This window comes from Geodermatophilus sp. SYSU D00965, assembly GCF_054050075.1.
The window spans coordinates 71,659-83,043 of the sequence record NZ_JBJGYQ010000026.1 but is presented as its reverse complement, the minus strand read 5'-3'; the positions used below and the strand labels follow the sequence as shown (position 1 = coordinate 83,043).

General features: G+C 74.9%; 11 protein-coding genes. 7 read left to right on the top strand and 4 right to left on the bottom strand.

Annotated features, from left to right (window positions below):
• Window positions 1-197 precede the first annotated feature (197 nt).
• The gene (locus ACI789_RS21280) at window positions 198-1,166 is read right to left on the bottom strand and encodes an RNA polymerase sigma factor SigF (protein ID WP_457011407.1); all 969 of its coding nucleotides are present in this window, start codon (window positions 1,164-1,166) and stop codon (window positions 198-200) included.
• A complete protein-coding gene (locus tag ACI789_RS21275; protein ID WP_457011406.1) occupies window positions 1,163-1,660 on the bottom strand; it encodes an ATP-binding protein in 498 nt (165 codons plus the stop codon). Before ACI789_RS21275 ends, ACI789_RS21280 begins: the two co-directional genes overlap by 4 nt.
• A gap of 226 nt (window positions 1,661-1,886) precedes the next feature.
• On the opposite strand from ACI789_RS21275, the gene ACI789_RS21270 reads away from it, so the two are divergent.
• Window positions 1,887-3,731, top strand: a complete 1,845-nt coding sequence (locus ACI789_RS21270; protein ID WP_457011404.1) for a SpoIIE family protein phosphatase — start codon at window positions 1,887-1,889, stop codon at window positions 3,729-3,731.
• A gap of 58 nt (window positions 3,732-3,789) precedes the next feature.
• Entirely contained in the window at window positions 3,790-4,812 is a 1,023-nt protein-coding gene (locus tag ACI789_RS21265; RefSeq protein WP_457011403.1) for a DNA topoisomerase IB, read from the top strand.
• A 164-nt stretch (window positions 4,813-4,976) separates the two neighbouring features.
• On the opposite strand, the gene ACI789_RS21260 is transcribed toward ACI789_RS21265, so the two are convergent.
• Window positions 4,977-5,375, bottom strand: a complete 399-nt coding sequence (locus tag ACI789_RS21260) for an STAS domain-containing protein (RefSeq protein ID WP_456917335.1) — start codon at window positions 5,373-5,375, stop codon at window positions 4,977-4,979.
• Window positions 5,376-5,699: 324 nt separating this feature from the next.
• A complete protein-coding gene (locus ACI789_RS21255; protein WP_457011402.1) occupies window positions 5,700-6,110 on the bottom strand; it encodes a hypothetical protein in 411 nt (136 codons plus the stop codon).
• Window positions 6,111-6,277: 167 nt separating this feature from the next.
• Here ACI789_RS21255 and ACI789_RS21250 point away from each other — a divergent pair, with 167 nt between their 5' ends.
• From ACI789_RS21250 to purU, 5 genes are all read left to right on the top strand, one after another.
• Entirely contained in the window at window positions 6,278-6,844 is a 567-nt protein-coding gene (locus ACI789_RS21250) for a DUF1360 domain-containing protein (RefSeq protein WP_457011401.1), read from the top strand.
• A gap of 130 nt (window positions 6,845-6,974) precedes the next feature.
• Window positions 6,975-7,997: a non-homologous end joining protein Ku gene (gene ku, locus ACI789_RS21245; protein WP_457011400.1), complete on the top strand. Its 1,023-nt coding sequence runs from the start codon at window positions 6,975-6,977 to the stop codon at window positions 7,995-7,997.
• Window position 7,998: 1 nt separating this feature from the next.
• On the top strand, window positions 7,999-9,459 hold the full coding sequence (ligD, locus tag ACI789_RS21240; RefSeq protein WP_457011399.1) for a non-homologous end-joining DNA ligase: 1,461 nt from the start codon (window positions 7,999-8,001) through the stop codon (window positions 9,457-9,459).
• A gap of 25 nt (window positions 9,460-9,484) precedes the next feature.
• Window positions 9,485-10,405 (top strand): non-homologous end-joining DNA ligase, encoded by a 921-nt coding sequence (gene ligD / locus ACI789_RS21235; protein ID WP_457011398.1) that lies wholly within the window; start codon window positions 9,485-9,487, stop codon window positions 10,403-10,405.
• A 78-nt stretch (window positions 10,406-10,483) separates the two neighbouring features.
• Window positions 10,484-11,380, top strand: coding sequence for a formyltetrahydrofolate deformylase (purU, locus tag ACI789_RS21230; protein ID WP_457011397.1), 897 nt, complete (start codon window positions 10,484-10,486; stop codon window positions 11,378-11,380).
• Window positions 11,381-11,385: the final 5 nt, after the last annotated feature.

Sequence of the window (11,385 nt, the reverse complement as noted above, 5' to 3'; positions counted from 1 at the left end):
CCCGGCCGGCGCGGCAGCGGCCCGGCCGGGCGGCGGCCCCCCCCCCCCCCCCCCCCCCCCCCCCCCCCCCCCGCCCCCCGCTCCCTGGCGCGCCCCCCCCCCCCCCCCCCCCCCCCCAACCCCATGGTCAGTTCGATGGCCATCCTGCAGGGTCCCGCCGCGAGCGTGCGAGCGGTGGGGGGCAGGGTGGTCCTTCTTCAGTCCTTGAGCAGGCCCTCGCGGAGCTTGGCCAGGGTCTGGCTGAGCAGCCGGGAGACGTGCATCTGCGAGATGCCGATGTCCGCGGCGATCTGCGACTGGGTCATGTTCCCGAAGAACCGCAGGATGAGGATCCGCCGTTCGCGGGCCGGGATGGTGGCCAGCAGCGGCTGCAGCGACTCCCGGTACTCCACACCCTCCAGCGCGGCGTCCTCCTCGCCCAGCGTCGCCGCCAGGGTGGGGGAGTCGTCCTCACCGGAGAGCCGCTCGTCCAGGGAGCTGCTGCGGTAGGCGTTGGCGACGGCCAGCCCCTCGAGCACCTCGGCGCGCGGGATGCCCAGGTGCTCGGCCAGCTCCGACGGCGTCGGCGCGCGCCCGTTCTTCTGCGCCAGCTCCCCGACGGCCGCGTTGAGCGACAGGTGCAGCTCCTGCAGCCGCCGCGGCACCCGCACCGACCAGCCCTGGTCGCGGAAGTGCCGCTTGATCTCCCCGGTGATCGTCGGGACGGCGAAGGAGAGGAACTCCACCCCGCGCGTCGGGTCGAACCGGTCGATCGCCGCGATCAGGCCGAGCGTGCCGACCTGCAGCAGGTCGTCGAACGGCTCTCCGCGGTTGCTGAACCGGCGGGCGAAGTGCCGCACCAGCGGCAGGTGCTCCTCGACCAGGATCTCCCGCAGCCGCTCGCGGCGCGGGTCGTCCTTCTCGAGCGTGGCCAGCTCGGCGAACAGCGGCGCGGTGCGCTCGGCCCGGCGCCGGTTGTCCGAGGCCGGTGTGGGCTCGGGGTCGGCGTCGGGCGTGGTCTCGACGTCGCTGTCCGGCACCGTCTCGCTGCGCGGGTCGGGCACCACGACCGGCTGCTCGCCGGACGGGGTCGCGTCGTCCGTCCCGTGCGCGGTGGTCGGGGTGTCGTCGTCGGGCAGGGTGTCCTCCTCGGCCGTCTGGGGCTTCGCGGCGGCTCCCCGGGTCACCGCGCGACCGAGACGTTCTGGCCCGTCTGCCCGAGCTGCTGGTCCGGGCGCTGGCCCGGCAGGTACTTGTCCATGGAGATCACCGCCACGGCGGCGGTGGTGCCGTCCCCGGCCGGCACGGTCGCCTGGGTGGCGGGGCCGGCTTCCACGTTGTCGACGAGGGTGTGCAGGACCGCCCACCCGAAGCCGTCCCGCGGGACGTCGGTGCCCTCCGCCGTCGGCACCCAGGCGTCGATGTGCAGCCCGGCCCGGGTCGTCTCGAAGACGACGGTCAGCCGCCGGTCGTCGTTGACGACCGAGGCGAGCGTCGCGCACGCCTCGTCCACCGCCAGGCGGAGGTCCTCGACCGCGTCCAGGTCGTAGTCCATCCGCATCGCCAGGTCACCGGCCATCGCCCGCACCGCGGGCAGCTGGGTCGGGGTGGTGGGCACCCGCAGTTCCAGTCGCTCGGCGCGCCGCCCGTCGTGCGCGAGGGCACCCCTCGAGTCCACCATCCGTCGTCCGCTCCTCATCCTCAGCTCTCGCACCGGCGCCGGGGATCCCGGCCGCCCGGCTCGGCCTCCATCCTGCCCGACCGCGCGCCGATGGCGGCGCGTCACCGGGTCGGGGGAGTGGGCCCAGCGGAGAGGACTACCCGTCCGCCGGCGGGGGCCAAACACGGGTTGGCCTGCGCGGGAGCGCGGTTGCCGGGGTCCCGGGGCTGTTGTTCCCTGGTCGCAGATGAACACGAGCCAGGACAGCGCGCCGCGGGGGTCCGGTCCCGTCGAGGACGCGGGCGGTGCCCTGCTGGTCGCGGCCATGGAAGACGCCCCCGCGGCCATCTACTGCCTCGCCGGGCCGGCCATGGAGCCGGTCTGGGCCAACGCCCGGGCCCGCGCGCTCGGCACCGCCAGTGCCGACCTGCCGTCGGTCGACGGCCGCCGCATCGCCGACCTGGCCGCGGTGGTGGCGCGGTCGGGGCGCCCGGAGACGGTGCACGGCTCCCTCGGGTCGGACGGGCCGGCGGCGAGCGTCGTCCTGCAGCCGCTGGAGGTGGAGGGGCGGCCCGGGGTGCTGCTGCTCGTCGAGGCCGACCGGTCCGAGAACCCCTCCGACGCCGCGGTCGACGTCGTCGAGCAGGTGCAGCACGCCCTGCTGCCGCCGGCCCTGCCGCTGCTGCCCGACCTGCGGCTGTCCGGCAGCTACCACCAGGCCAGCTCCATCTGCGCGGCCGGGGGCGACTGGTACGACGCGGTGCCGGTGGGCCGGGGCCGGGTGGCGCTGGTCATCGGCGACGCGGTCGGCCACGGTGTCCCCGCGGCCGGGGCCATGAGCCGGCTGCGCGGCGCGATGCGGTCGGCCGCGCTGCGGGACCCGTCGCCGGCTTCCGTCATGGCGGCGCTGGACGCGTTCGCCGCCGAGATGGAGGACGTCGAGGGCGCCTCGGTGTTCTACGGGGTGCTGGAGGCGGCCACCGGCCGGCTGACCTACGCGGCGGCCGGGCACCCCGCGCCGATGCTCGTCGAGGCGGACGGCTCGATCTCGTTCCTCGCGCTGACCCCGCGCCCGCCGCTGGGCAGCCTCCCCGGCGCGCCGACCGCCGTGACCACCGCGGACGTCCCGCAGGGCGCCACGCTGGTGCTGTACTCCGACGGCGCGGTCTCCGCCTCCGGCCCGCCGCCGGCCCAGGGGCTCAGTCGCCTGGGCGCGGTCGCCCGCGAGGTGCTCGCCGCCCCCGGGGCCCTGGAGGGCGAGGGCGTGGCCACGCTCGCCGCCGCCCTCGCCGAGGGACTACTGGCTCCCGGCGAGCGCCCCGACGACATCGCCGTCCTGGTCGCCCACCGGCTGGCCGAGGTGCCGGAGCCGCTGGACCTCGACCTGCCCGCGGCCCCCTCGTCGCTGCCGGCGGTGCGCCGCCGGCTGACCGCGTGGTTGGCCGGGCTGGGCATGGGCGAGCAGGACCGGGTCGGCGTCATGGTGGCCGTGGGGGAGGCCTGCGCGAACGCGGTCGAGCACGCCTACCGCGGGACGACGCCGGGCCGCGTCCACGTGACCGCGGCCGTCGACGTCGACGGGCTGCTGACGGTGACCGTCCGCGACCAGGGCCGCTGGCGGCCGCCGGACCGGGACCCCGGCGACCGCGGCCGCGGCCTGCTGATCATGCGCCAGCTCGTGGACGGCGTCGTCCTGCAGGGCGAGCACGGGACGACGGTGACGCTGAGCATGCGGTTGCGCCGCAGCCCCGAGGAGATCGAGCAGCGGCACGCCGGCACCGGCACCGCGGAGGTCGTGGTCGACCGGACGGCGGAACGGCCCGTGGTGCGGGTCGCCGGCGCGGTCGACCTGCTCGGTGCCGAGCAGATGCGCATCCGGCTGCTGGAGGCCAGCCACGGCGGCACCGGCCAGGTCGAGCTGGACCTCAGCGAGGTGACGCTGTTCAGCAGCGCCGCGGTGCGCGTCGTCCTGGCCATGGCCCGGATCGCCGGTGACGAGGGCTGGCGGCTGGTGGTGGACGCCCCCGACGGCGGGGTGACCCGGCACATCCTCGAGATCAGCGGGCTGGCCGGCCTGGTCGAGCTGCACTGAGGGGGGATGTCGGCGCCGTCCCCGTTTGGGGAACGGGTCCGGTGCGCATCCACCCCGCGTGAGACTCCGCCGCAGCGACGTGCACGGCCCCGGGTACCGACGCCGGCGCGCCGGCCGCGGTTTCGCCTACTACGACACCGACGGGTCGCTCATCAGGGACGACCGGCTGGACCGGATCCGCGCGCTCGCCATCCCACCGGCGTGGCGGGACGTCTGGATCTGCCCGTGGCCCAACGGCCACATCCAGGCCACCGGCGTGGACGCCGCCGGTCGCAAGCAGTACCGCTACCACGACGCCTGGCGGGCCCGCCGGGACGCGGAGAAGCACGAGCGGGTGCTGGAGATCGCCCACCAGCTCCCCGACGTCCGGGACGCCGTCGTCGACGCGGTCACCGGCAGCGGGCTGACCCGGGAACGGGTGCTCGCCGCCGCCGTCCGGCTGCTGGACCTCGGTGCCTTCCGCGTCGGCAGCGAGCAGTACGCCGAGGACAACGGCACCTACGGCCTGGCCACCCTGCGCCGCGACCACGTGCGCGTCCGCGGCGAGCGGGTGTTCTTCTCCTACACGGCCAAGGGCGGCATCGAGCGCGAGCTGGAGCTCACCGACAAGCCCACCGCGGACGTCGTCCGGGAGCTGCTCAAGCGCCCCGAGGACACCGGGGAGGAGCTGCTCGGCTACTGGGTGCAGGACCCGGCGGGCTCGGAGCGGGTGTGGCACGACGTCAGCAGCACGGAGGTGAACACCTACCTGAAGGAGGTCAGCGACGCCGAGATCACCGCTAAGGACTTCCGGACCTGGAACGCCACCGTGCTGATGGCCGCGGCGCTGGCCGAGGCGCCGCAGCCGGCGACCCGGACGGCGCGCAAGCGGGTTGTCAAGCAGGCCTACGAGCGGGTCTCGGAGACCCTCGGCAACACCCCGGCGGTGTGCAAGGCGAGCTACGTCGACCCGCGGGTGGTGGACCACTTCGAGAGCGGGGAGACGATCGCGCCCGCCCTCGAGGAGGCCGCCTCGGCGCCCGACGACCGGACGGCGCAGAAGGTGCTGGAGCAGGCGGTCTGCCAGATGCTGACCGCCTGAGCAAGGACCCCCTCCTCCCCACCCTCGCAGGCTCGGGGTGGTGCCCTGGAGGGGGCCGCAGTGCGGGCGTCAGGCTGGAGGGCACCGCCTGAGCTCCGGACACGACGAAGGCCCCGCCGATGGCGGGGCCTTCGTCGTGGTCGGCCCCCAGCGGGGGGCCGTCGTCAGCGGGAGCTGCCGTCCACGATGGTGAACAGGTCGATCAGTCCGGTGACCTCCAGCGGTCGGGTGACCGCGCGCGTGGTGGCCACGAGGCGCAGGTCGACGTCGCGGGAGCGGGCCGACTTCTGGGTCTCGACGAGGACGGCCAGCCCGGCTGAGCCGAGGAACTGGACGCCGGAGAGGTCGATGACCAGCGCCTTGGGCTGCTGCTCGAGCTGGGTGTCGAGCGACGACCGGAGCACCGGGGCCGTGAACGTGTCCACTTCGCCGACGACCGTCACCGTGACCGCGCCGTCCTCACCAGTGGAGGTCGAGAGCGTGATCACGTCGTCGAAGGGTGCCTCCGTGCCCTCGGTCGACACGTCGGGCTGCCCCTCGGCAGGCAGGTCGGATGTGGTCACGGGCTGAGCTCCTCTCAACGGCAGTACCCGGCGGCACGACCGCCCGGTCAATCTACCGCTGAGCGGCCCCCCGGTGTCGTGGCCCCCGGACACGCTCGTCGTCGAACGTGTCCGCACCGGGGAACGACCCGGCACGGCCGCGGCTGCCTGCTGAACCGCCGTCGCCCAAGGTATGCAACCGTCCGCGTGTCCGCCAACCGGCCCGGTCACCGTCCCCGTCCGGGTGCGGGAACTCGCCCGTCCGGGCGAGGGGCGCGACGGGCTCCGGGACGCGGCGGCGCCGCGGCGGGCACGGCGGGGGCGACAGGACACCCGGTCGGACCGTCAGTCGGTGAGGTGGACCGCTGCCTCCTCGGCGCTCTCGCCGCCGACCGAGACGTCGAGGCTGGCCTCGACGTCGTCGGCGGTGCGGTTGGTCCCCGAGTCGGAGTCCGGGGTGGTGTCGTAGTCCTGCTCGAGCTGGCCGGCGGGGCGGTTCGGGTCCTCGGACGCCCGGACCCCGGGCTGGACGTCGGGGACCTCCCGCTCCAGGCGGCCGGTCAGCGACTCACCCTCGGACTGCTCGAAGGCCGTGGTGCCGAAGTCGACGCTGGCGCCGGCGTCGTCGCGCGGTACGGGGGCGAACTGGGGGTCCTCGGCCCGCTCCTGGGTCGGCGAGTCGTCCTGCGAGATGTCGGGGATGCCCTCGTCCTCGGGGAAGACGTCGCGGGCGGTCTGGCCTTCGGGCTGCGTCATGGTGCCTCCTGGTGCGGTGGGCCGGCCGGGCCGGGGGAGCGGCCGGTCGACGGCCGCGTGCTGCCCCTCGCCTACCCGCCGGTCCCGAGTCCATGCGGGCCGTGTCCGCGGACACGACCCGGCGCCGTTCCGCATGGGCCTGGCCGGGCCGGGGTAGCGCGGCCGACATGGCGATCCCAGACGAGGTGCAACGGATCGGTGCCCCGGTCCGGCGGTGGGCACGCGGGCAGCAGCGCGCGTACGCGGGTGGGGAGGACCGGCCCCTCGGGGGCTTCCTCGGTGCGATGAGCGTCTACAGCGCCGCGGTGGCGACCGGGGCCGCCGTCGTCCGGGCCTCGGGACGCCCGCTGCCCCGGCGCATCCCGCTGGGCGACGCGGTCCTGCTCACCATCGGCACGTTCCGGCTGGCCCGGCGGATCGCGAAGGACCCGGTCACCAGCCCGATCCGCGCGCCGTTCGCCCAGTTCAACGGCGCCTCGGGCGAGGCGGAGCTGGCCGAGGAGGTCCGCGCGCACGGGGGTTGGAAGCACGCCGTGGGGGAGCTGCTCACCTGCCCGTTCTGCCTGGCGCAGTGGGTGGCCACGACGTTCGTGTTCGCCTACGTGGCCGCGCCCAACGCCACCCGGCTCGCGGCGCTGACGATGACCGCCGTCGCCGGTTCCGACGTCCTCCAGTTCGCCTACGACGCCATCCAGGCGAAGGCGACCGGGGACGACGAGGAGGGCGAGCAGTAGGCCACCCGTACGGAGGAGGAGCGGGCCGCTCGACCTGCCGCGGCGCGGTGGGCGCGCCTATCCTGTGATCTTGGACCGCCTGGCCTTCCCCGCCCGCGGTCGTGGGACGGGACCTGCGGAAGGAACGGGCATGCGGTCGATCTGGCGCGGTGCGGTCTCCTTCGGCCTGGTGAGCATCGGCGTGAAGCTGTACACCGCCACCGAGGACCACGACATCCGGTTCAACCAGGTGCACGCCACCGACGGCGGCCGGATCAAGTACAAGCGGGTCTGCTCGATCGACGGCGAGGAGGTCGAGTACTCCGAGATCGCCAAGGGCTACGAACTGCCCGACGGCCAGCTGGTCATCCTCACCGACGAGGACTTCGAGGAGCTGCCGCTGACCAGCCGGCGGGAGATCGAGGTGCTCGAGTTCGTCGACCAGGACGACATCGACCCGATCCACTTCGAGAAGACCTACTACCTGGAGCCGGACGCGTCGGCGACCCGCCCGTACGTGCTGCTCCGCGACGCGCTGGAGAACGCCGGCCAGGTCGCGATCACCAAGATCGCCATCCGGCAGCGCGAGTCGCTGGCCGCGCTGCGGGTGCGCGAGGGCGTCATGGTGCTGCACACGATGCGCTGGCCCGACGAGATCCGCCGTCCGGACTTCGCCTTCCTCGACGAGGACGTCGCCGTCCGGCCCCAGGAACTGCAGATGGCCGAGGCGCTCATCTCGTCGATGACCGGGGACTTCGACCCCTCGGAGTACACCGACGACTACCGCGAGGCCATGACCGCGCTGCTGGAGGCCAAGCAGAGCGGCGGCGAGGTGCAGCCGCTGCCGGAGACGGCGGACCCGGGCGCCGCCGTGGTCGACCTGATGAGCGCCCTGCGGCGCAGCGTCGAGCAGGCGCGCGGCGGCGCCGCCGACGAGGAGCCGCCGGCCCGGCGGTCGCCCGCGAAGAAGGCCACCGCGGCCAAGCGCGCCGCGCCGCAGGCCGCCGACGAGGAGCCCGAGGAGCGGCCGGCCCGCAAGGCCACCGCCCGCAAGGCGACGGCCGCGAAGAAGGCCACGGCCGCGAAGAAGACCACGGCGGCGAAGAAGGCCACCGCCGCGAAGAAGGCCACGGCGGACGAGCAGCCGGCCAAGCGCGCCCGCCGCACCGCCTGACGTGCCGGCGCGCCCGCGCGAGGACCCGCTCGCCGAGTACCGCGCCAAGCGCGACCCGGCCCGCACCGCCGAGCCCGTCCCGCCGGCGGGCCGGCCGCTGCCCGCCGGCAGCGGCGACACCTTCGTCGTCCAGGAGCACCACACGCCCCGCGGAACCGGCGAGCGGGTGCACTGGGACCTGCGCCTCGAGCGGGACGGCGTCCTCAAGAGCTGGGCGGTGCCCAAGGGGCCGCCCACCACGACCGGGCCCAGCCGGCTGGCCGTGCCGACCGAGGACCACCCGCTGGAGTACGCGACCTTCGAGGGGGCCATCGCCGCCGGCGAGTACGGCGGCGGCCAGGTGCGCATCTGGGACGCCGGCCGGTACGCCACCGAGAAGTGGGCCGACGACCACGTCACCGTCGCCTTCGACGGCGAGCGGCTGCGCGGCCGGTACGTGCTGTTCCGGCTGGCCGACGGCACCTGGAACGTGCGCAAACTCGACCCCGCCCCGCCGGAGCCCCCGGTCGAGGCCCCGTCGCCGATGCTGGCCACCCTCGGCGAGCTCCCGCCGGCCGAGCAGGACGACCGGTGGGGCTACGAGTTCAAGTGGGACGGCGTCCGCGCCGTCGCCGTGGTGCGCGACGGCGCCCTCGCCCTGTGGGCCCGCAGCGGCACCGAGATCACCGTCCGCTATCCCGAGCTGGCCCGGCTGCCCGCCCAGCTCCTCGGGCACGACGCCGTGCTGGACGGCGAGGTCGTCGCGCTCGACGACCAGGGCCGGCCGGACTTCGGCGCGCTGCAGGGCCGGATGCACCGCACCGGGCCCGAGGTGCACCGGCTGGCCGCGGCCGCGCCGGTCACCTACCTGGTCTTCGACGTGCTGGCCTGGGACGGCGAGCCCCTGGCGGACCTGCCCTACGCGCAGCGCCGGGAGCGCCTCGACGCCCTCGGCATCGGCGGGCAGCGCTGGGTGAGCACGCCGTGGTTCCGCGGTGGCGGGGCGGCAGTGCTCGCGGCCAGCCGGGACAACGGCCTGGAGGGCGTCGTCGCCAAGCGGCTGGACTCGCCCTACCGGCCCGGCCTGCGCGGCCCGGACTGGCGCAAGGTGAAGAACGTCCGCACCCAGGCGGTCGTCGTGGGCGGCTGGCGGCCCGGGCAGGGCCGGCGGGCCGGGGGAGTGGGCTCGCTGCTGGTGGGCCTGCACGACGACGAGGGGCGGTTCGTGTACGCCGGCCACGTCGGCACCGGGTTCACCGCCCAGGCCCTGCGCGACCTGGAGGAGCTGTTCACGCCACGGGCGAGCAGCCCCTTCGCGGACGACCTCCCGCGGGAGGTGACCCGCGGCGCGCACTGGGTGGAGCCCGACCTGGTCGGCGAGGTGGCCTTCGCCGTCTGGACGGCGGACGGCCGGATGCGGCACCCGTCCTGGCGCGGGCTGCGCGACGACCTCGCCCCGGAGGACGTGGTCGAGGAGTGGTGAGCCGCCGCCGGGTACAGGTGTGCCCGTGAGTCGCCAGCTGGTGCGCGTGGAGGGGCGGCAGCTGCACGTCTCCAACCTGGAGAAGGTGCTCTTCCCGGAGGTCTCCTTCACCAAGGCGCAGGTGATCGACTACTACGTCCGGATCGCCCCGGCGCTGCTGCCGCACCTGTCCGGCCGGCCGGTCACCTTCACCCGCTGGCCCGACGGCGTCGAGGGGCAGGCGTTCTTCGAGAAGAACAGCGCCCGGCACGCGCCCGACTGGGTTCGCCGGGTGACCGTCCCCAGCCCGGGCAGCTCCCGCGGCCGGGAGACCCTCGACATGGTCATCCTGGAGACCGTCGCCGACCTCGCCTGGGCGGCCAACCTCGCCGCCATCGAGCTGCACGTCCCGCAGTGGCAGGTGGGCAGCCGGCGGCAGCCGGCCCTGCCCGACCTGCTCGTCCTCGACCTCGACCCCGGCCCGGACGCCGGCATCCTGGAGTGCTGCGAGGTCGCCGAGCGGCTGCGCGAACGGCTGGTCGACGACGGCCTGGACCCGGTCGTGAAGACCTCGGGGTCGAAGGGGATGCAGGTCTACGCGCCGATCCGGGTGACCGACCGCGAGCACCCCAGCCGGTACGCCCGGAAGCTGGCCCAGGAGCTGTCGGCGGAGACGCCCGACCAGGTGGTCTGGCGGATGGAGAAGGTGCTCCGGCCCGGCAAGGTGCTCATCGACTGGAGCCAGAACAACCCGGCCAAGACGACCGTGGCGCCGTACTCGCTGCGGGCGCGCCCGGACGCCACCGTCTCCACGCCGATCGGCTGGGACGAGGTGGAGGCGGTGCTCGACGGCGCCGACCCCGGGGAGCTGCGGTTCCGCACCGAGGACGTGCTGGCCCGGGTCGAGGAGTACGGCGACCTGTTCGACATCGCCGGGGCGCAGCGCGCCGTCCTGCCGGCGGCGTAGCCCGCGGCCGTCCGCCGTCTCGCTCCTTGGGGGTGGGACGCTCGGGAACGGCGCCCGCGCCTGGCATCCTCGGTTCCCGTGTCCGTTGTCGAACTGCCCTCCCTCGGTCCCCGCGACGACCGGCTGACCGACGTCGGGCGCCTGGTCGTCCGCTGCCCCGACCGGCCCGGGATCGTCGCGGTGCTGTCCCGGCTGCTGGCCGACGCCGGCGCGAACATCACCGAGTCGCAGCAGCACTCCTCCGACCCGGTGGGCGGCACGTTCACGCTGCGGCTGGAGTTCTTCCTCGCCGACCTCGCGCACCGCCGCCACCAGCTCGAGGGCGCGCTGGACCTGCTGGGCCGCGAGTGGCAGTTCACCTGGCGGCTGACCGAGGCGGCGTACCGGCCGAAGCTGGCCGTGTTCGTCAGCAAGACCGACCACGTGCTGCAGGAGCTGCTCTACCGGGTGGGTTCGGGCGACCTGCGCGCGGAGATCGCCGCCGTCGTCTCCAACCACCCCGACCTCGAGCCGGTGGCACGGGCCCACGGCGTGCCCTTCCACCACGTGCCGGTCACCGCCGACACCAAGGTGGAGGCCGAGGCGCGGGCCCTCGAGCTCATCGGGGACGTCGACCTCGTCGTCCTCGCCCGGTACATGCAGATCGTGTCGGCGGACTTCTGCGCCCGGTTCCCGGAGCGGCTGATCAACATCCACCACAGCTTCCTGCCGGCCTTCGTCGGGGCCAACCCGTACCAGGCGGCGCACGACCGCGGGGTCAAGCTGATCGGCGCCACCGCGCACTACGTGACGCCGGAGCTCGACGCGGGGCCGATCATCGAGCAGGAGGTCGCCCGCATCGACCACCGCGCCACGGTGGAGGACATGCGGCGGATCGGCCGGTACGTCGAGCGCCAGGTGCTCGCCCAGGCCGTGACCTGGCACGTCGAGGACCGGGTCATCGTGGACGGCGCCAAGACCATCGTCTTCGCGTGAGGAAG